Annotated in this window: 19 protein-coding genes; 9 read left to right on the top strand and 10 right to left on the bottom strand. The window is 34.2% G+C overall.

The window, feature by feature from the left end; genetic code table 11:
• Positions 1-16 precede the first annotated feature (16 nt).
• The 3 genes from IWX80_RS00685 to IWX80_RS00675 all read right to left on the bottom strand — a co-directional run bounded on the left by IWX80_RS00685 (position 17) and on the right by IWX80_RS00675 (position 2,018).
• Positions 17-328, bottom strand: a complete 312-nt coding sequence (locus tag IWX80_RS00685; protein ID WP_196851747.1) for a hypothetical protein — start codon at positions 326-328, stop codon at positions 17-19.
• Positions 329-451: 123 nt separating this feature from the next.
• Positions 452-1,216 (bottom strand): TIGR02757 family protein, encoded by a 765-nt coding sequence (locus IWX80_RS00680; protein ID WP_196851746.1) that lies wholly within the window; start codon positions 1,214-1,216, stop codon positions 452-454.
• 139 nt (positions 1,217-1,355) lie between these two features.
• Positions 1,356-2,018 (bottom strand): ABC transporter ATP-binding protein, encoded by a 663-nt coding sequence (locus IWX80_RS00675; protein WP_196851745.1) that lies wholly within the window; start codon positions 2,016-2,018, stop codon positions 1,356-1,358.
• A gap of 247 nt (positions 2,019-2,265) precedes the next feature.
• Between IWX80_RS00675 and msrA the strand changes: the two genes are divergently transcribed.
• Positions 2,266-2,814, top strand: coding sequence for a peptide-methionine (S)-S-oxide reductase MsrA (gene msrA, locus IWX80_RS00670; RefSeq protein ID WP_121364984.1), 549 nt, complete (start codon positions 2,266-2,268; stop codon positions 2,812-2,814).
• 47 nt (positions 2,815-2,861) lie between these two features.
• Positions 2,862-3,161 carry a hypothetical protein gene (locus IWX80_RS00665; RefSeq protein ID WP_196851744.1) on the top strand — a complete coding sequence of 100 codons (300 nt, stop codon included), beginning with the start codon at positions 2,862-2,864 and terminating at the stop codon, positions 3,159-3,161.
• A 16-nt stretch (positions 3,162-3,177) separates the two neighbouring features.
• On the opposite strand, the gene IWX80_RS00660 is transcribed toward IWX80_RS00665, so the two are convergent.
• The 5 genes from IWX80_RS00660 to IWX80_RS00640 all read right to left on the bottom strand — a co-directional run bounded on the left by IWX80_RS00660 (position 3,178) and on the right by IWX80_RS00640 (position 7,352).
• Entirely contained in the window at positions 3,178-3,480 is a 303-nt protein-coding gene (locus tag IWX80_RS00660; RefSeq protein WP_196851743.1) for a DUF6787 family protein, read from the bottom strand.
• A 32-nt stretch (positions 3,481-3,512) separates the two neighbouring features.
• Entirely contained in the window at positions 3,513-3,947 is a 435-nt protein-coding gene (locus IWX80_RS00655) for a DUF6146 family protein (RefSeq protein WP_196851742.1), read from the bottom strand.
• A gap of 118 nt (positions 3,948-4,065) precedes the next feature.
• A complete protein-coding gene (locus tag IWX80_RS00650; RefSeq protein ID WP_196851741.1) occupies positions 4,066-5,016 on the bottom strand; it encodes a D-2-hydroxyacid dehydrogenase in 951 nt (316 codons plus the stop codon).
• A gap of 113 nt (positions 5,017-5,129) precedes the next feature.
• Entirely contained in the window at positions 5,130-6,200 is a 1,071-nt protein-coding gene (serC, locus tag IWX80_RS00645) for a 3-phosphoserine/phosphohydroxythreonine transaminase (protein WP_196851740.1), read from the bottom strand.
• Between the two features lie 93 nt (positions 6,201-6,293).
• Positions 6,294-7,352, bottom strand: coding sequence for an acyl-CoA reductase (locus tag IWX80_RS00640; RefSeq protein ID WP_196851739.1), 1,059 nt, complete (start codon positions 7,350-7,352; stop codon positions 6,294-6,296).
• Between the two features lie 138 nt (positions 7,353-7,490).
• On the opposite strand from IWX80_RS00640, the gene IWX80_RS00635 reads away from it, so the two are divergent.
• Positions 7,491-7,841: a 4Fe-4S dicluster domain-containing protein gene (locus IWX80_RS00635; protein ID WP_091171992.1), complete on the top strand. Its 351-nt coding sequence runs from the start codon at positions 7,491-7,493 to the stop codon at positions 7,839-7,841.
• A gap of 202 nt (positions 7,842-8,043) precedes the next feature.
• On the opposite strand, the gene IWX80_RS00630 is transcribed toward IWX80_RS00635, so the two are convergent.
• Positions 8,044-10,761, bottom strand: coding sequence for a TonB-dependent receptor (locus IWX80_RS00630; protein ID WP_196851738.1), 2,718 nt, complete (start codon positions 10,759-10,761; stop codon positions 8,044-8,046).
• Positions 10,762-11,051: 290 nt separating this feature from the next.
• On the opposite strand from IWX80_RS00630, the gene ychF reads away from it, so the two are divergent.
• The 6 genes from ychF (at position 11,052) to IWX80_RS00600 (ending at position 19,062) form a co-directional block, all read left to right on the top strand.
• The gene (ychF, locus tag IWX80_RS00625) at positions 11,052-12,146 is read left to right on the top strand and encodes a redox-regulated ATPase YchF (protein WP_113633349.1); all 1,095 of its coding nucleotides are present in this window, start codon (positions 11,052-11,054) and stop codon (positions 12,144-12,146) included.
• Between the two features lie 334 nt (positions 12,147-12,480).
• Complete coding sequence (locus tag IWX80_RS00620; RefSeq protein WP_196851737.1) at positions 12,481-13,002, top strand: NADPH-dependent FMN reductase; 522 nt, start codon at positions 12,481-12,483, stop codon at positions 13,000-13,002.
• 129 nt (positions 13,003-13,131) lie between these two features.
• The gene (locus IWX80_RS00615) at positions 13,132-14,994 is read left to right on the top strand and encodes a DNA topoisomerase IV subunit B (RefSeq protein WP_196851736.1); all 1,863 of its coding nucleotides are present in this window, start codon (positions 13,132-13,134) and stop codon (positions 14,992-14,994) included.
• A gap of 11 nt (positions 14,995-15,005) precedes the next feature.
• Positions 15,006-15,191 (top strand): hypothetical protein, encoded by a 186-nt coding sequence (locus IWX80_RS00610; protein ID WP_196851735.1) that lies wholly within the window; start codon positions 15,006-15,008, stop codon positions 15,189-15,191.
• Between the two features lie 50 nt (positions 15,192-15,241).
• The gene (locus IWX80_RS00605) at positions 15,242-16,369 is read left to right on the top strand and encodes a PDDEXK nuclease domain-containing protein (protein ID WP_196851734.1); all 1,128 of its coding nucleotides are present in this window, start codon (positions 15,242-15,244) and stop codon (positions 16,367-16,369) included.
• The gene (locus IWX80_RS00600; RefSeq protein ID WP_196851733.1) at positions 16,369-19,062 is read left to right on the top strand and encodes a DNA gyrase/topoisomerase IV subunit A; all 2,694 of its coding nucleotides are present in this window, start codon (positions 16,369-16,371) and stop codon (positions 19,060-19,062) included. Before IWX80_RS00605 ends, IWX80_RS00600 begins: the two co-directional genes overlap by 1 nt.
• 45 nt (positions 19,063-19,107) lie before the next feature.
• Here the strand turns inward: IWX80_RS00600 and IWX80_RS00595 are convergent, their stop codons facing one another.
• Positions 19,108-19,878: a TerC family protein gene (locus IWX80_RS00595; protein WP_196851732.1), complete on the bottom strand. Its 771-nt coding sequence runs from the start codon at positions 19,876-19,878 to the stop codon at positions 19,108-19,110.
• Positions 19,879-19,897 lie beyond the last annotated feature (19 nt).

The raw sequence follows: 19,897 nt of genomic DNA, 5'->3' as shown, positions 1-19,897 counted from the left end.
TAAATTTTGTTTTGAACTAATACACGCAGTTCAAAGAAAAATTTCTTTTGAATAAATCATTAATTTCGTCTTTGTTTCCAAAATCATTATCATTACGATATCGTAACAACTGAAAGCTAGGAAAGTAAAAAAGCGAATGATGTTTGGCAAAATACCGAATCAAATCATTGGATAATTTGAATATATAAAAGAGATTATTTGTAGAATTAAATTCAGGTTTACCATTTTTCAGGACACTAAAAAATGCTAATTTAGTTCGGAAAATAGTATTGATGTCAATATTATTTCGCAGCAAAACACTCAAGTAGGTTTTCATGTTTTTGTTCATTTTAAGTTCAATTTTTGTAAGGGCATTTGTCGTAAATAAAACAGCGGGGACTATTCTATAACAACTTCCGGTCTAAATATATAAATAAAAATTATACAAACAATAAATTTACTTTTAGGGAAGTTAAAATCCCTCGAAAACACCTAATCCAAATAAAGCAAAATCGTATTTAACAGGATCTATACTATCTAATTCACGAAGTTTTATATCCAATTCTGACAAGGCTTTTCCATCATTTTTTTTCCGTGTCAAAATGCCTAATTTTCGTGCTACATTTCCAGAATGTACGTCTAAAGGACATGATAACGAAGCTGGCGAAATGCTCTTCCAAATTCCTAAATCGACGCCTTTATTGTCTTGACGAATCATCCATCTCAGATACATGTTGATCCTTTTTGCAGCGCAATTATTCAGCGGATCTGATATGTGCTTTTGGGTTCTGTACTGGTGTGGAATTTCGAAGAATATTTTCTTGAATTCATGGATGCTTTTTTGCATCGAATGGGTTTCCTGATGTTTATTGAAAACCGATTCTAGACCGCCATGATTGCTGTAGATGTGTTGTAAACTTCTAATAAAACTAGTAAAATCTATTCCGTTGAACGTGCGGTGAACAAAAGTTTCCAATCGTTCCAAATCATTTTCAGTATGTGACATGACAAAATCAAACGGCGCATTTCCCATCAAATCCATCATTCGATGCGAATTTTTGATAATCATCGTCCGATTTCCCCAAGCAATGGTAGCGCTCAAAAAACCGGCAATTTCAATATCTTCTTTTTGTGAAAATAAATGTGGAATTTGTACTGGATCACTTTCGATAAAGTCGAGTGTGTTGTATTGCAGGACTTTTTCGTCAAGGAAATCTTTAAGTTCTGATGGATTCATTTTCGATTGATGACTTTGAGTACTAATTTATTTTAGGAAATACAGCTTGTTGTTGCAAGGTATAGCCCAGATAGAAACGGCATCCTTTTTATTTTTTCTTTAAAAATAAAAAGATAGAGTGTATAGCTGGAAATAGCTCCTAATTACTAATAAGACCGTCTACCATTATTAGTTTTCTGTCGGCCATGTTCGCTAATTCCTCGTTGTGTGTCACAATGACAAAAGTTTGCCCCAATTCATCGCGCAGTTTGAAAAATAATTGATGCAGGTTCTCTGCAGAAGCCGTGTCGAGATTTCCCGAAGGCTCATCAGCAAAAATGATAGCTGGTTTATTAATCAGCGCTCTGGCCACTGCCACACGTTGCTGTTCTCCACCCGAAAGTTCGTTGGGTTTGTGATTCATTCGGTGTGAAAGACCAAGGTAGGTTAATAATTTTTTGGCTTCAGTCTCAGTCTCATCTTTGGGTTTATTGGCAATGAAAGCGGGAATGCACACATTTTCCAGGGCAGTAAATTCTGGTAATAATTGATGAAATTGAAAAATGAAACCTAAATTCAAGTTTCTGAATTTCGATAAGGTTTTGTCATTCATCGTCAGAATGTCTTCATTATTGATGCGCAACTCAATTCCGTTTTCAACGGTTGGCTTGTCTAAAGTTCCAAGAATTTGTAAAAGTGTTGTTTTTCCTGCACCGGAAGCACCTACTATAGAGACTATTTCTCCTTTTTGAATATGTAAATCAACTCCTTTCAACACATGCAGTTGATCGTAATATTTATGTAGATTTTTGGCTTGTATCATTTTGAAACTGTTTTTACAAAGAAACAAAGATTTTAATGATTATGAATTGGAACTCCAATTATTTTCCTTTGACAAACTATAAACTTTAGTTAACAGAGAATATTCACAACGATTTATTGAATAAATTTGATTCTAAATCATACAAATTATGAAAAAAATAATTGGGATTTTTTTGGCGCTATTGCCTTTTTCATTTTGTGCAAAAGAAAAGAATATTACTTTGCCAAAAAGTATAGAAACAAAAAATATGGAAATACAAAACGGAATGGAAGTTGCAACCTTTGCGGGAGGTTGTTTTTGGTGTACTGAAGCAGTTTTTTTAGAACTGGACGGTGTAAGTAAGGTAGTTTCAGGATATATAGGTGGTAACACTGTGAATCCTACTTATCAGGAAATAAGTACTGGTGATACTGGTCATGCCGAAGCGATTGAGATTACGTTTGATCCCAATAAAATAAGTTTTGGGGAACTATTAGAAATATTCTTTGCTACACACGACCCTACGACATTGAACCGCCAAGGAAATGATATTGGAACGCAATATCGTAGTGAAATTTTTTATCACAATCCATTCCAAAAACAATTGTCCGAAGATTATATCGCTTTGATGACTACTGAGAATACGTTTGGAAAACCAATTGTCACTAAGATTTCTGCTGCGTCTAAGTTTTATGTAGCCGAAGATTATCATCAAAACTACTACAATCAGAATAAAACGCAAGGATATTGTAGTTATGTGATCACACCCAAAATTGATAAATTGAAAAAATTATATCAGGATAAGCTCAAAAAATAATTGGCATTAGATTTGTACGTATTCTGGAAAATAATAATCTAAATACTATGACAGAACAAGTGTCCGTTAGTGCAGTAAATAACAAAATCAGAAACCTGGTATTGGGAATTCTATTTGATGCCATTGGAATGCTTTCGTTCACCGTTCCTTTCATCGGTGAATTTTCAGATGTAATCTGGGCTCCTTTAGCCGGTTTTTTAATGACTTGGATGTATAAAGGCACAATAGGAAGAGTAGGAGGAGTAGTTACATTTCTGGAAGAAATTTTACCATTTTCGGATTTTATTCCAACGTTTACCTTAACCTGGATTTATAATTATGTAATTAAAAACAAAGATGCCTCGTAATTCGAGGCATTTTTTGTTAGTCGTTAAAAAGAAATCCTAGTCCCATACGTTTCAGCATTTTTTTTTCAAAAGCCCAAAAGAATTTAAACTGTCCAAACAAAAATCCTATCAATACTAATAAGACTTGATAAATTGGAAAGATTAGAATTAATCTAATTGGAGTAAACCAATAGCCTAAATCTTCTTTTGTAATTCCTAGCCAAAAACAAAAAGGTTTAGAAAGCCATGCCGAAGCGGATCCGGTTATTGCAAAAACAATAAATATGATGGTAAGTTGAAAATTGCTGTCAATTCCCCAACGTTGTTTCAGTTTGTTCATTTTTATTTATAATGAATACAAATATAGTGACATTATCTGATGGGGACAAAACCAAAAAGTTTTTGTTTGTAAGTGTTTTGAAAATAAATCATGTAATTGTAAATCAAATAATTTACCTCATACCCATAATCAATATTAGGGTCATAATTGATCGTCATTTCATATAAATTGGGGTCATATCGTTGCGGTTGCAAAACCCGACTGTTCCATTCCGTCACATATAGTTGGTTTTTGGTTTCCAAAAAGGATTGTGAATGATAGCCACGTGGCAATGCTCTTGAATTAAGCCAGCTATTAAAACCGGGATCAATAATTATCACCTCATATTCCAGTTCATCATTAGCAATTCGGACTGTATCACCTTGAGCAGCAACAGATTTTTCAGTACTTGGAAATGCAGTTTTTGAAGTTGTACAACTCAAAAACACACAAAAAAGGACGATTATAGTGTAGTAAATGTTTTTCATGACGGAAAAATTGAACTATAAAGTTACAAAAACAAATGATTGACTGGTATTGTTTTAACAAAAAAAAGAGGCTGTTTTTATCAAACAGCCTCTCGTTAAATATTTGAAAATGAAAAAATTAACTTAGCAAACTAATAATTTGTGAAGCTAATTCAGTACCAATTCTGTCTTGCGCTTCTCCAGTTGCAGCACCAATATGTGGTGTCAACGAGATTTTATGGTTCATCAAAATAGCCATTTCAGGAGTTGGTTCGTTTTCAAAAACGTCTAACCCTGCAAATAATACTTTTCCGCTGTCTAATGCTTTTACTAATGCCACTTCGTCAATAACTCCGCCACGCGCACAGTTTACAATTCCCACACCATTTTTCATGATTGCCAATTCTTTTTCACCAATGATATAACCATCTTGCGCAGGGACGTGTAATGTAATGAAATCAGCTTCTTTGAATAAAGATTCCAATGATTGTGAAGCGATTGTAGTCGTGATGGATTGTCCGTCAAAAAATTCCACTTTAACATCCACTTGCGGGATAAAACTATCGGCAGCGATAACTTTCATTCCTAGTCCTAGCGCCATTTTAGCAGTAGCCTGACCAATACGGCCAATTCCAACTATTCCAAGTGTTTTTCCTCTTAATTCAATTCCGTTTGCGTAGGCTTTCTTCAAACCATCAAAGTTGGTATCGCCTTCAAGCGGCATATTTCTGTTCGAATCATGCAAGAAACGAACACCAGAAAATAAGTGTGCAAAAACTAATTCTGCCACTGATTCTGAGGATGAAGCCGGAGTATTGATTACGTGAATTCCTTTGCTTTTAGCATAATCCACATCAATATTATCCATTCCTACACCACCACGACCTATAATTTTTAATCCTGGGCAAGCGTCAATGATATCTTTACGAACTTTAGTCGCACTTCTTACCAAAACTACACTTACATTATTTTCATTAACAAAGTTAGCCACTTGTTCTTGCGCTACTTTTGTTGTTATCACTTCAAATCCACCTTTTTCTAAAGCTAGAATTCCACTTTTAGAAATTCCGTCATTGGCTAATACTTTCATTTGTATTTTATATTTAAAGATTGAAAAATTTAAAGATTCAATCTGTGTTGTTTAATGTAGTGATTGATTAAAAATTGATTTTTCAAATCTTTAAATCATTCAATATTTTAATTTTAAATTGCTTTTTCCAAAGCCTGCATAACATCTACTAATACCTGAACACTTTCTAACGGAAGCGCATTGTACATAGAAGCTCTGTAACCACCTACAGAACGGTGACCCGGCAAACCTGAAATTCCCGCAGCTTTCCACATTGCATCAAATGTTTCAGCATGTGCTTCATCATTTAATAAGAAAGTAGCATTCATGTTCGAACGGTCTTCAACAGCTGCAGCTCCTTTGAATAGAGGGTTTCTGTCTATTTCTCCATAAAGCAACGCCGCTTTGGCATTGTTTATTTTTTCAATAGCAGCAATTCCACCAAGGTTTTTCAACCACTGTAAGGTCAATAATGAGGCGTAAACAGGGAAAACAGGTGGTGTATTATACATACTTTCTGCTTTGATATGTTTAGCATAATCCAACATACTTGGGATTATTCTACCACTTTTACCTAAAATTTCTTCTTTTACAACAATCAACGTAGTTCCTGCTGGTCCCATATTTTTTTGTGCTCCTGCATAAATCAAATCAAATTTAGAAAAATCCAATTCTCTTGAAAATATATCAGAACTCATATCACATACAAGTGGTATTTCAACTGATGGAAATTCCTTCATTTGTGTACCAAAAATAGTATTGTTACTCGTGCAATGGAAATAATCAGCATCTGAAGGAACAGTATATCCTTTTGGAATATGATTGTAGTTTTCTTCTTTTGAAGAAGCGACAACCACAGTTTCGCCAAAAAGTTTGGCTTCTTTTATAGCTGCTGCTGCCCAAGTTCCTGTATCAAGATAAGCCGCTTTCCCGCCCTCTTTCATCAGGTTATAAGGAGCCATAATAAATTCTAAACTCGCTCCGCCAGCAAGAAATAAGGCACTGTAGCCTTTGCCTTCAAGGCCTAAAAGTTCCAGAACGATTGCTCTAGCTTCATCCATAACGGCAACGAAGTCTTTACTTCTATGCGAAATTTCTAAAAGAGATAACCCGGAATTATTAAAATTTAAAATTGCTTGTGCTGATTTTTCAAAAACTTCTTGCGGTAAAATACAAGGTCCTGCGCTGTAGTTGTGTTTTTTCATGGTGTAGTTTATGTCCAAAAAATTAAAGTGCAAATTTCGACAATAGGAGTTTAAAAAGCGTTAATTAATTCGAAATAATTGCACTTTTTTCAACTATATTGTTAACAAAAACGAAATAGTATCGACGTTATCCGCGTAATTCCATAATCGGGGATTTTGAGTTTCTCCAAACCCCACGCTGTTTTCTATAGTCTCATCAGCAACAATACATTGTAATAGCTCACTTTCCGACTCCAATCTTGTTTTTAATTCGTTTATATCCTCGTAAAACTCATAAAAAACACTCGAAATAGGTGAGGCATGACTTTGATCTTCTTTTAAAGTCAAAAATCCATTGTCCAATAATTTGAAATTACTCATCAGGAAAACGGCTTTGTTATAATCGTAATTGTTTGCGTATTTTTCGTAATGAATGACGTCTTGGTAGGCAAATATCGCTTCAAAAAACGGAACAAAGGAATATCCTTTTGGCACAAAAAGTTTAGAAACATTGCGGCAACCCAATCCAAAATAGCGAAAAATATCTTCGCCCAAAGCGGTAAGTTGTTCTTTGGTTTCTTTTCCGGTCAAAACTGCTACTGAATTCCTGCTTTTTCGAATAATGGATGGTTTGTCTTTAAAATAATATTCAAAATAACGGGCTGTATTGTTGCTTCCTGTAGCAATAACAGCATCAAAATTTTCTAATTTTCCCTCTACAAAAGTAATATTCCCAGCTAATTCTGGTTGAACAGCAATGATGTATTTCGCTAAAAAAGGTAACAAATGCTGATCGTTTGAGGATGTTTTTATCAAAACAGTATTTCCTGTAATCAAAACCGAAAGGAAATCGTGAAAACCCACCAACGGAATATTACCTGCAAGTATTAAAGCGACTTTTTTAGGCTCTTGAATTGGAATTGTATAACTTGAAAGCCATTGATTCAGGTTTTCTTCTGTTAATGCTTCTGCCCATGATTGTATGGAGAAATAGACGTTTTCAGGAGTATACCAACCATTATGTGATTGCGATAAATGTATCAAGTCAACAAAAGCATCAAAAAACGTTTCGTTGTGCAAAACAGCCGGATTTTTTAAAGTGTTATTTTCGGAAAACTGACTTAAAAATTTTCCTAATCCAACAAAAACACTTTTTTTTGTTTCTAATGTCATAATGTTTGCTTATGAATAGTTTTGATTGTAATTTTGCACAAAAATAAGCTATAAAACGTATAGTTAAAAGATTAAAGAGGAAAGATATGAGAATCTTAAATCCAAAATCTTATTTCCTTAATATCCTAAATTAAAAAGATGGCAATTATAATAACAGACGAATGTATCAATTGTGGTGCTTGTGAACCCGAGTGCCCAAATACAGCAATATATGAAGGAGCAGACGATTGGAGATACAAAGACGGAACAAAACTAAAAGGAAAAGTGATTTTGCCTGATGGTACCGAAATTGATTCTGATGAAGCTCAAACTCCAATTTCTGACGAGGTGTATTACATTGTACCAGGAAAATGTACCGAATGTAAAGGTTTTCATGATGAGCCACAATGTGCGGCTGTATGTCCTGTAGACTGTTGTATTCCGGATGACAATCACGTGGAAAGTGAAGAGACTTTGTTGAACAGACAAGCGTTTTTACACAACGAATAATAAATATTAGGATATTAACAAACTTGAATCCTGAGTGTAAGCTCGGGATTTTTTTTGTTTTATTATCAAAATATTAAACGCATCGTCAGTAAATTTTTTTCGTCAATTATAGCTGCGCAGTAATTATTCAATTTTTCAAAGAATAAACGAAACAAAAAAAAGGCTGTCATTGACAGCCTTTTAAAATTATTCGATAACTGAATTAGAATTTATAGTTCAATGATAAATTAAACATAGTTCCTAATTGGCTGAAGTGATAACCATCATAAGTCATTTGAGAATAACGTTGGTTGAAAGTGATCAAGTCAGATTGTTCTTTGATTGCAACGGCATCATTAATAAGTGCAGTTCCAGCAGCATTTTCAGCTTTAAAATTCCATTCAGGAAGTACATTCAACAAGTTATTCACATTTAAAGAAAGTGTTAATTTCTCAGTTGCAGAGAATGTAACTCCCAAATCAGTAACAACTTTTGTTAAAAATTCGATTCTTAAATCATCGCTCATACCTGCATTTTTGAATTTTGTTGGTCCAAAAACAGTATTATTCAAAGAAAAACCAAATTTACCAACTTCGTAATCTCCTCCCAAAATGTATTTGAATTTTGGTCTTGATGTGAAAAGTAACGCTTCTTGAGTTGCATCAATAATAGTTTGATTCGCTAAAGCTCCGGATAAGTTTTTAACACTTTGAGGATCTTTTACTGCTCCATCTCTTTCATTTACAAACGTATAATTTCCAGAGAAATTAAAACCTAATGTTCCAGAACCTAATTCAATATTTCTATAATTGGCAACTACATCAAGTCCAGAAGTTTTAGTATCCATACCATTTACAAAAAAACTTTGTTTGTTAGTTGGTTCTCCATCATCATTAAGTTCAAAAGCGATTTCATTACTTAGCAATACTCTGTCTTTTACTTTAATGTTGTAGTAATCTAAAGTAAAAGTGAAATCTTTAGAAGGTTTTAATCCAAAACCTAAAGTTAAGTTGTTCGATTTTTCCGCATCTAATTTTGGTATTCCGTTTTGTCTTGCTGCAGATGAAACATTGTTTATCAATCCTGTTACAACAATAGCTCCACCAGCTTCGAAAGAGGATTGTGATTTTTGAGTATAAATTTGGTGTAATGACGGCGCTCTAAAACCAGTTGAAAGCGAACCTCTTAAAGTAATTTTGTCATCTAAAAATTTATATCTTGAACTTACTTTCCAAACTGTTGCTCCTCCAAAATCACTATAATCTTCATAACGTACTGTACCGTTAACCAAGAAATCCTCGGTTACATCATATGCAACATCAAAATAGCCACCTAAATTGTAACGATTAAATTTTCCTGAATTCTCAGGAGTATTTCCTTGGAATGAATCTGCACCAACACCAAAATACGATGCTTCATCTCCAGCAATAATTTCAAAATTTTCTGTTCTAAATTCAGATCCAAAACCAATACTAATTTTATCAGAAACTGCTTTTGAAATGTCCAAGTTACCAACGATATGATTGAACGATGTTCCACCTGGTCTGAATGAAATTGGGCTTAAACCGCCATAAACGAAATCTCCATTAGAATCCACAGATCTATTATGAGAATTATCAACAGTATAACTTTGCTTGTTACCGCCTGTTGTTATACTCACATCTGTATTCCAGTCATTCTTTGTAGCTTTATAACCAACTGTAGCATTATAATCATTCAAATCTCCTGTAAAAGTAGGAACATAACCTACATAAGAACTTGGATTTGTTCCGTCTCCAAATAAATCTAATAAATAAGGAAATTCATCTAATGTTCTCCAATAAGGAGTTCTGTAGTTTGCAAATGAGTTTACCTTCTTGTACACATAAGCAGCATTGTAATATAATTGAGTGTTTTCTGTGTAATTAATTCCACCATTTACTAAGAATTTTGCAGCGGCAGTTTCTGGTGAACCATTAATATTTCCAGCATCAGGATATTTTGCAAGAAAGACTTGAACATCTGCTAAAGGAGCACCAAAACCTGTGTTTCCATTAGCTTCAGCAGCTGCATCAACTTTTCCGGGTCTATTAGCCAAGTTAACTTTAGAGAAATCTATCGTGTAATTTACAAATCCTCTATCACCAACAGTTGATCCATTGTTTAAACTCACACCTAACATTTCACCATCTCCTTCAGATGTAACACCAGTTCTTAATGTTACAGATCCGTAATTAGTATTCTTTTTTAATATAATATTCATAACTCCGGCAATCGCATCAGAACCATATTGAGCCGATGCTCCATCACGAAGTATTTCTACTCTTTCAATAGCGTCAGTAGGAATTGCAGAAATGTCTGAACCCGTTTCACCACGTCCCGGAGAAGTTTGCGTGTAAAGCAAAGAACTCATGTTTTTACGTTTTCCGTTGATAAGAATTAAAGTTCTACTTGGCCCCATGTTTCGGATTTCATAAGGATCTAATAATGAAGTTGCATCATTTACTGGAGTTTGAACCGTATTAAACGATGGAATTTTGTATTGTAGTGCTTTGTCAAATGAAGCTTGTCCGGTTGAATTTAAATCTTTTGCCGACAATACATCAATAGGCAACGCTGATGTTGTATTACTTCTTGGAGCCGTTCTAGTTCCTGTAACTACAACTTCGTCAAGATTTTGCCCGCCTTCTTCGGATAAAACTACATTGATAACCGCATCAGTAGCTGCTCTTTCTAATTTAGAAAAACCAACATAGCTAAAAACCAAAGTAGCACCTTCTTTTACTTTAATGATATACATTCCGTCCATGTCAGTCGAAACTCCGTTTTGAGTTCCTTTTTCAACAATGTTTACTCCTGGTAAAACATTGCCAGTGTTGTCTTTTACTACGCCCGAGACTTGCTTTTGAGCAAAAATAAACGAGACGTTTAAGAGGATTAATAATAATGCGAATTTTTTCATAATAAGTTGTGTTTAATTTTTGGTTTGGTTTGAAATAATACGCAATATAATTTTTTTTAACATAAAATTAGTATTTTTTTTATTTTTTTATAAAAAACATATTAGACCTATTTAATGTATAGTTTTTAATTATTTAAAACATTTATAAAATCTTATATTTGCAAACTTTTAGAGCAAACGTTATATTTAAACTTAGCGTGTTATTTGCAGAAAAAAGTAGTACGAATTCTGTTTAAAATACAGAAAGAATACGATACAATATTCCATTAAAAAACAAATATTATCTACATATGAAAGCAGGAATTGTAGGATTACCAAATGTTGGAAAATCAACATTATTCAATTGTTTATCCAATGCAAAAGCGCAAAGTGCCAACTTTCCTTTTTGTACTATCGAACCTAATATAGGAGTTGTAAATGTTCCGGATTCCAGAATAGAAAAATTGGAAGAATTAGTAAAACCAGAACGTGTACAAATGGCTACTGTTGATATTGTTGATATTGCAGGGTTGGTAAAAGGAGCTAGTAAAGGCGAAGGTTTAGGAAACCAATTCCTTGGAAATATCAGAGAATGTAATGCGATTATTCATGTTTTGCGTTGTTTTGATAATGACAACATTGTTCACGTTGACGGAAATGTAAACCCTATTCGAGATAAAGAAACAATTGATATTGAGTTGCAGTTGAAAGATTTGGAAAATGTTGAAAAACGTTTAGAAAAAGTAAAGCGTGCAGCCAAAACTGGTAATAAAGAAGCAATCGTTGAGGAAGCGTTGTTGAACAGAATTAGAGAAACATTACTTCAGGCAAAATCTGCTAGAACGATTACTCCACAAAACAATGACGAAGAAGTTTTGATGGAAGGTTTCCAATTGATTACCGCAAAACCAGTATTGTACGTTTGTAATGTGGATGAAAATTCAGCAGTTAACGGAAATAAATATGTAGACCAAGTTCGTGAATTGGTAAAAGATGAAGATGCAGAAGTTATCGTGCTTTCTGTAGGTGCGGAAGCTGATATTACCGAATTAGAAAGCTATGAAGAGCGTCAAGTTTTTCTTGAGGATATGGGATTGACAGAGCCAGGAGCTTCGGTTTTAATTCGTGCCGCTTATAAATTATTGAAGCAGCAAACCTATTTTACCGCCGGTGTCAAAGAAGTTCGTGCTTGGACCATCAATGTTGGATCAACTGCGCCACAAGCTGCGGGAGTGATTCACACTGATTTCGAAAAAGGATTTATCCGCGCTGAAGTTATTGCTTACGAAGATTTCGTTCATTACGGTTCTGAAGCCAAATGTAAAGAAGCTGGAAAATTCAAAGTAGAAGGAAAAGAATACATCGTAAAAGATGGAGATGTGATGCACTTTAGATTCAACGTTTAATATTAGATTAAAGAAAATAGACTAAAGAAAATAGAGAAAACTGTTCAAGCAATTGGACAGTTTTTTTATGGACCTATTCCAGCTTTCCACTACAAGATTTTTCCATCAATCTCTTTTTTATAAGACAAAAAAGAAGCTTCCTTTGGTCGCTCTTTTATGTCAATAAAAAATGATATTGATCAAAAAAATGCTTTCCGTTGCAATCTGGGGTAAAATCGATTTTGTTAATATCAGATTTTGCACTTTCATATTCGTTTTCAGAATGGGTGAATCTCCGACTAAATATTTTGCAGCGGAGCCAATTTTTAGTACTTTTAAAAAAAAACTAATTCTCATGAAAATAATAGCTTTTGGCGCAAGCCCCAGCAAAAACTCAATCAATAAAAAATTAGCGACTTACGCGGCCAATTTATTTGAAAATGCCGAAGTGGAGGTTTTGGACTTAAACGATTTTCAAATGCCAATTTTCACGGTAGATATCGAAAAAGAAATGGGACAACTTGAATTAGCAAAAGCATTTCTGGCTAAAATTGCTACTGCTGATGTTTTGGTAGTTTCAATGGCGGAAAATAATGGTAATTATTCAGCGGCTTTCAAAAATATTTTTGACTGGTGTACTAGAATAAATGCTAAGGTTTTTCAGGAAAAACCAATGTTATTGATGGCAACTTCGCCAGGAGCCAAAGGTGGAGCAAGTGTTTTAGGAATTGCAAAAAATGCTTTTCCTTTTTATGGAGGAAATGTAAAAGCAAGTTTCTCATTGCCTAGTTTTGATATTAATTTTGATGTAGAAAAAGGAAAAATTTCCAATCCTGAATTGGATAATCAACTGAAAGAAATCATCAAAAATTTTTAATCTTTTAATTTTTCAATCTTTAAAACTTTCAATAGAAAATGTCAATATCATTCTTGATAACTTTGGCTGATTCCTCTTTTAAATTTTATCGAATTACACTACATTAGCACAAAATCCACAAATTTTACAATGTCCGAACAAAATCAATATACCGAAGATAATATTCGGTCGCTCGACTGGAAAGAACATATTCGCATGCGTCCCGGAATGTACATTGGGAAATTGGGTGATGGCTCTTCTCCGGATGATGGTATTTATATTTTGGTTAAAGAAGTACTCGATAACTGTATCGATGAATTTGCTATGGGAGCTGGAAAAACCATCGAAGTAACCATTAGAGATAGAACAGTTACGGTTCGTGATTATGGACGTGGAATTCCCCTTGGGAAAGTTGTTGATGTAGTATCGAAAATGAATACAGGAGGAAAGTATGATTCTAAAGCTTTCCAAAAATCGGTTGGTTTAAATGGCGTCGGAACTAAAGCTGTCAACGCTTTGTCAGATTATTTTCGTGTGGAATCCGTTCGTGATGAGAAGCAAAAGGCGGCTGAATTTTCCGCCGGAAATTTGATTTTAGAAGAAGATATAATTGATACTACTAAAAGAAAAGGAACGAAAGTTACTTTTACGCCCGATGAAACCATTTTCAAAAATTACAAATTCCGTTTTGAATATATTATCAAAATGGTTAAAAACTATTGTTACCTAAACAATGGTTTGACAATCATTTTTAATGGAGAAAAATACTACTCTGAAAACGGGCTAAAAGATTTATTAGAGGCAACCATTCACGCCGAAGATCTAGAATATCCAATCATACATTTGAAAGGCGAGGATATCGAGATTGCTTTAACACACAGTAAAACACAGTACAGCGAGGAGTATCATTCGTTTGTAAATGGACAAAACACCACACAAGGAGGAACACACTTAGCGGCATATCGGGAAGCAATTGTAAAAACGATTCGGGAGTTTTATAATAAAAGTTTCGAAGCTTCAGATGTTCGAAAATCGATTGTTACAGCGATAAGTATCAAAGTAATGGAGCCGGTTTTTGAATCGCAAACCAAAACTAAGTTAGGTTCGACTGATATGGGTTCAGAACCGGGAACACCTTCGGTGCGTACTTTTGTAAACGATTTTGTGAAAACGAAGTTGGATAATTATTTACATAAGAATCCTGCAACTTCAGACGCATTATTACGCAAAATTCTTCAAGCCGAAAGAGAGCGAAAAGAATTATCTGGAATCAGGAAACTAGCCACTGATCGTGCCAAAAAAGCGAACTTACACAATAAGAAATTAAGAGATTGTAGGGCGCATCTTCCGGATACTAAAAATCCTAAAAATTTAGAAAGCACGCTTTTTATTACGGAGGGAGATTCAGCTTCTGGGTCGATTACCAAATCACGTGATGTAAATACGCAAGCGGTTTTTAGTTTACGTGGTAAGCCTTTGAATTCGTATGGAATGAGCAAGAAAATTGTTTATGAAAATGAAGAATTCAATTTATTGCAAGCTGCTTTGGATATTGAAGACGGGTTAGAAAAATTACGTTACAATAACATTGTAATTGCAACTGATGCCGATGTCGATGGAATGCACATTCGATTGCTATTGATTACGTTCTTTCTGCAATTTTTCCCTGAATTGATAAAAGAAGGACATTTGTATATTTTGCAAACGCCACTTTTCAGGGTTCGAAACAAGAAAGAAACAATCTATTGCTATTCTGACGACGAACGTAAAGATGCTATTGAAAAACTAAAACCAAAACCGGAAATCACCCGCTTTAAGGGATTAGGAGAGATTTCTCCGGATGAGTTCAAGAATTTTATTGGAGAAACCATTCGTCTTGATCCTATTATGATGGACAAAAACACTTCGATAGAACAATTGCTTTCTTTTTATATGGGTAAAAATACTCCCGACAGACAAGAATTTATCATCAAGAATTTGAAAGTGGAATTAGATGTAATTGAGAAAGTTTAAATAATTATAAAATGGTTACAACAAGAACACTAATTCTTATCGCTTTACTATTTGTCATTAGTTTTTCAACTATTTTTTTTATTAAAAGTAGTAATGATCATAAAGAATGTGATATCGTTATAAAGAAAGAGTTGGATACAAATGGAATTGAGGTTGCAAATGAAGAGCATGTTTGTAAAGAAAAATATTCTTTTTAGCATTTTTAACGAAAAATTAAAGTTGACTACTATTCAATAGAATATATTTAATGAAAGACGAAGAAAATACAGTTTCAGATAATTCTCAAAATAAAATTTTATTTTCTCAAGTAGTCGCGCTATTGCAAAATGCCCGTCAACAGGTTTTACGTACTGTAAATTCAACAATGGTGTATACCTATTTTGAAATAGGAAGAATGATTGTGGAAGAAGAGCAAAGCGGAAAAGAACGAGCAGAATATGGAAAACAACTACTAAAAGGACTTTCTCAGCAGTTGACTATTGAGTTTGGAAAAGGGTTTTCTGTAGCTAATTTAGAGAATATAAGAAAGTTTTATTTAACTTACTCAATTTCCGAGACAGTGTCTCGGATTTTACAAATTCAAAAATCCCAGTCACTGAATGGGGAATTGAATATTAAGATCCCTCAACCACTGACTGGGTTTTCTGAAAATCAAAAAATGCAATCGCTGATTTCATTTTTTAAATTGACATGGTCTCATTATTCATTCTTAATGCGAATTGACGATGACAAAGAAAGACGTTTCTACGAAATAGAATCTGAGAAATACAACTGGAGTGTTCGGGAATTAAAACGACAATATGATTCAGCTCTTTATACGCGATTGGCTTTAAGTCGAGATGCAGCAGGAGTTTTGAAACTTTCGGAACAAGGACAGATTATAGAGAAACCAAAAGACCTTATTAAAGACCCTTATATTTTAGAATTTTTAGGTTTACCAGAATTACATCAGTATTCCGAGTCGGAATTAGAGGAGGAAATTATCAATAAACTAGAACATTTTTTATTAGAATTAGGTCACGGATTTACTTTTGTCGCCAGACAAAATAGAATTACTTTTGACGATAAACATTTTCGAATCGATTTGGTTTTTTATAACCGAATTCTTAAATGTTTTGTACTTATTGACTTGAAAATAGGCGAATTAAAACATCAGGATTTAGGGCAAATGCAAATGTATGTCAATTATTACGACAGAGAAATGCGTTTGGAAGATGAGAATAAAACCATAGGAATTGTATTGTGCCAAAACAAAAGTGATTTGGTTGTAGAATATACTTTACCTGAAAATAATGAGCAAATTTTTGCTAGCAAATACAAAACGATTCTGCCAAGCAGAGAAGATTTAATACAATTAATTTCGGAATCAATATAATGAAAGACGAAGAAGACGAAAACATATTACCGGAAGGTCAAGAAGACGAAAATACAAATGGTGCTGAAGGTTTTGAAGATATAATTTCTTCTGGAAGCCAACATTTTTACGATAATCAAGAAGATGGAAACGATACCATTACCAAAGTTACGGGAATGTATAAGGACTGGTTTCTGGATTATGCTTCGTATGTAATTCTGGAGCGTGCCGTTCCGGCGATTGAAGACGGGTTTAAACCCGTGCAACGTCGTATCATGCACTCTCTAAAAGAATTAGATGACGGCCGTTATAATAAAGTGGCTAATGTTGTTGGACACACCATGCAGTATCATCCTCACGGAGATCAGAGTATTGGTGATGCGATGGTGCAAATTGGACAAAAAGAATTACTGATTGACTGTCAGGGAAACTGGGGAAATATCCTAACAGGTGATGGTGCTGCGGCTTCTCGTTACATTGAAGCGCGTTTGTCTAAATTTGCTTTGGAAGTTATTTACAGTCCAAAAATTACTGATTGGGGAGTTTCTTACGATGGAAGACGTGCGGAACCAAACAATCTTCCGGTGAAGTTCCCGTTACTTTTGGCACAAGGAGCCGAAGGTATTGCTGTAGGTCTTTCGACCAAAGTTTTACCTCATAATTTCAATGAATTAATAGATTCTTCGATAAAAATATTAAAAGGGAAACCTTTTACACTATATCCGGATTTCATGACGCAAGGAATTGCCGATGTGTCTAATTATAATGACGGATTGCGCGGCGGACGTGTTCGGGTTCGTGCCAAAATTGGTCAGCTGGACAAAAATACATTGGTGATTACCCAAATACCGTTTTCGACCAATACGACGACTTTGATTGACAGTATTTTGAAAGCGAATGAGAAAGGTAAAATCAAAATCAAGAAAATTGAAGATAACACTGCTGCTGAGGTTGAGATATTAATTCATCTTTTTCCAGGTGTTTCCCCTGATAAAACTATTGATGCATTATTTGCTTTTACAGCTTGCGAAACTTCGGTGGCACCATTGGGTTGTGTAATTGAAGACAACAAACCGTTATTCATTGGGGTTTCTGAAATGTTGAAAATATCAACGAACAGAACCGTTGAATTACTGAAAAGTGAACTTGAAATTCAATTGAGTGAACTCGAAGAACAATGGCATTTTCTTTCTTTGGAACGTATTTTTATCGAAAATAAAATATACCGGGACATTGAAGAAATGACGACTCGAGAATCGGTAATTAAGGCCGTTGATGATGGTTTGAAACCACATACGAAACACTTAAAACGCGCTGTTACCGAAGAAGATATTCTACGTTTATTGGATATTCGAATCATGCGTATTTCCAAATTTGACAGTAATAAAGCGCAGGATAAAATTGAATCATTGGAAGGTGATATCGAACAAGTAAAACACAATTTAGAACATCTGATTGATTTTGCTATTGCTTATTTTACCAAATTAAAAGAGAAGTACGGAAAAGGACGGGAACGCCAAACAGAGCTTCGTATTTTTGATGATATCGAAGCGACGAAAGTAGTTTTAAGAAACACTAAATTATACGTAAATAAAGAAGAAGGTTTTGTAGGTACGAGCTTGAAAAAAGACGAGTACGTTACGGATTGTTCTGATATTGACGATGTAATTGTTTTTCTTCGTGACGGAAAAATGATGATTACCAAAGTAGATGCTAAAACCTTCGTTGGTAAAGACATTATTCATATTGCTATTTTTGACAAAAGTGATAAGCGTACCATTTATAATATGATTTACCGCGATGGAAAATCTGGGCCTTCTTATATCAAACGATTCAATGTTTCGGGAGTTACCCGAGACAAAGCATACGATTTAACCAATGAAACTGCTGGTTCTCAAGTATTGTATTTTTCTTGTAATCCCAATGGAGAAGCAGAAGTAATTACAATATTATTACGTCAGGTCGGAAGTGTGAAAAAACTAAAATTCGATATTGATTTTGCCAGTTTAGCGATAAAAGGACGTGCTTCCAAAGGGAATTTGGTAACTAAATACCCAATTAAAAAAATAGAATTGAAGGAGAAAGGAATTTCTACTTTATTACCAAGAAAAGTTTGGTTTGATGATACTGTTCAACGATTGAATGTAGATGGAAGAGGAGAATTGTTGGGTGAATTCAGACCAAGTGATAAGATTTTAATCATCTCGCAATCGGGGAAAGCGAAAGTAATTACGCCAGAATTGTCTACGCATTTTGATGAAGATATGGTAGTTTTAGAAAAATGGATTCCTAAAAAACCAATTTCTGCGATTTATTATGATGGAGAAAAAGAGCGGTATTATATCAAACGTTTTTTAGTGGAAACGGAGAATAAAGAAGAAAGTTTTATCACTGAACATGCTAATTCACATCTTGAAATTGTATCAACAGATTATCGTCCAGTTGCGGAACTAGTTTTTACAAAAGTAAAAGGTGTACAGAAAGAAAATATGACGGTGGACATTGAATCCTTTATTGCCTTGAAAGGATTTAAAGCGTTAGGAAATCAATTGACAGCTGATAAGTTGAAACAAGTAAATCTATTAGAGCCTTTGGCTTATGAAGTTCCGGTTGAGGTAATTGCTGAGGATTTAGAAGTGAAAGGAGAAACGGATGCTGATGATGCTACCATTCAATTAGATGATGATGGTCAGATTACTTTAAGTTTAGAATAAAAGAAGCTCCTGAAAAGGAGCTTCTGTATTTAAACAAGGTTTTGATTATTTATTTTTCTTCATTTTCATATTCAGCACTTCAACTAATAATGAGAATGAAATTGCAAAATATAAATATCCTTTTGGAACTGGCGAAACATGACTTCCGAAGATTAAAGCATTTGATAAATGGGCACTTTCAGTCAGTAGCATCATCCCAATAAGAATCAAAAAGGATAATCCCAGAATCTGTATAGAAGGATGTTTATTGACAAAATTCCCAACAGGAACAGCAAATTGCATCATTACTAAAACTGAGATTACGACAGCTGTAATCATAATGTACAAAGCGCCCTCCACACCGTTTGTCATTCCTACCGCGGTAAGAATACTATCAAAAGAGAAAACTAAATCAATCATGATAATTTGGAGAAGTACATTTTGAAATGATTTAGTTGCCGTCTTACCTAATTCCTTTTCTTCATGTCCTTTTTCATCAACTTTCTCTCTGATTTCATTCGTACTCTTGTAAATTAAGAATAATCCACCACCTAATAATATAAGACTCTGACCCGTAATTCCAGCTGAAAACCAACTCAAATCAATATTAAACCAAGGTTCTTTCATTTGTATCAACAGATTGATACCAAACAAAAGTGCAATTCTCATGAACATGGCAAGGAACATTCCTATTTTAGTGGCTCTTTTGCGTTGTTCAACAGGTAATTTTCCTGTAGCAATTGATATGAAAATGATATTGTCGATTCCCAATACAATCTCCAGAAATGTCAATGTTAAAAGGGCGATCCAAGCGTCGGGATTTAAAAATACTTCCATTTTATTCAGTTATAAATTA

The organism is Flavobacterium sp. CAN_S2 (genome assembly GCF_015752255.1).
Lineage (GTDB): Bacteria > Bacteroidota > Bacteroidia > Flavobacteriales > Flavobacteriaceae > Flavobacterium.
This window is presented reverse-complemented; position numbering and strand designations above follow the sequence as displayed.

Bases quoted from the DNA above. Each gene is read 5' to 3' on its own strand.
- serC (WP_196851740.1), bottom strand. From the start codon at position 6,200: ATGAAAAAACACAACTACAGCGCAGGACCTTGTATTTTACCGCAAGAA.
- IWX80_RS00600 (WP_196851733.1), top strand. From the start codon at position 16,369: ATGAAAGACGAAGAAGACGAAAACATATTACCGGAAGGTCAAGAAGAC.
- IWX80_RS00680 (WP_196851746.1), bottom strand. From the start codon at position 1,216: ATGAATCCATCAGAACTTAAAGATTTCCTTGACGAAAAAGTCCTGCAA.
- IWX80_RS00650 (WP_196851741.1), bottom strand. From the start codon at position 5,016: ATGAAAGTATTAGCCAATGACGGAATTTCTAAAAGTGGAATTCTAGCT.
- IWX80_RS00655 (WP_196851742.1), bottom strand. From the start codon at position 3,947: ATGAAAAACATTTACTACACTATAATCGTCCTTTTTTGTGTGTTTTTG.
- IWX80_RS00610 (WP_196851735.1), top strand. From the start codon at position 15,006: ATGGTTACAACAAGAACACTAATTCTTATCGCTTTACTATTTGTCATT.
- IWX80_RS00635 (WP_091171992.1), top strand. From the start codon at position 7,491: ATGGCAATTATAATAACAGACGAATGTATCAATTGTGGTGCTTGTGAA.
- IWX80_RS00660 (WP_196851743.1), bottom strand. From the start codon at position 3,480: ATGAACAAACTGAAACAACGTTGGGGAATTGACAGCAATTTTCAACTT.
- IWX80_RS00605 (WP_196851734.1), top strand. From the start codon at position 15,242: ATGAAAGACGAAGAAAATACAGTTTCAGATAATTCTCAAAATAAAATT.
- IWX80_RS00595 (WP_196851732.1), bottom strand. From the start codon at position 19,878: ATGGAAGTATTTTTAAATCCCGACGCTTGGATCGCCCTTTTAACATTG.
- IWX80_RS00640 (WP_196851739.1), bottom strand. From the start codon at position 7,352: ATGACATTAGAAACAAAAAAAAGTGTTTTTGTTGGATTAGGAAAATTT.
- IWX80_RS00615 (WP_196851736.1), top strand. From the start codon at position 13,132: ATGTCCGAACAAAATCAATATACCGAAGATAATATTCGGTCGCTCGAC.
- IWX80_RS00675 (WP_196851745.1), bottom strand. From the start codon at position 2,018: ATGATACAAGCCAAAAATCTACATAAATATTACGATCAACTGCATGTG.
- IWX80_RS00665 (WP_196851744.1), top strand. From the start codon at position 2,862: ATGACAGAACAAGTGTCCGTTAGTGCAGTAAATAACAAAATCAGAAAC.
- IWX80_RS00620 (WP_196851737.1), top strand. From the start codon at position 12,481: ATGAAAATAATAGCTTTTGGCGCAAGCCCCAGCAAAAACTCAATCAAT.
- msrA (WP_121364984.1), top strand. From the start codon at position 2,266: ATGGAAATACAAAACGGAATGGAAGTTGCAACCTTTGCGGGAGGTTGT.
- IWX80_RS00685 (WP_196851747.1), bottom strand. From the start codon at position 328: ATGAACAAAAACATGAAAACCTACTTGAGTGTTTTGCTGCGAAATAAT.
- ychF (WP_113633349.1), top strand. From the start codon at position 11,052: ATGAAAGCAGGAATTGTAGGATTACCAAATGTTGGAAAATCAACATTA.
- IWX80_RS00630 (WP_196851738.1), bottom strand. From the start codon at position 10,761: ATGAAAAAATTCGCATTATTATTAATCCTCTTAAACGTCTCGTTTATT.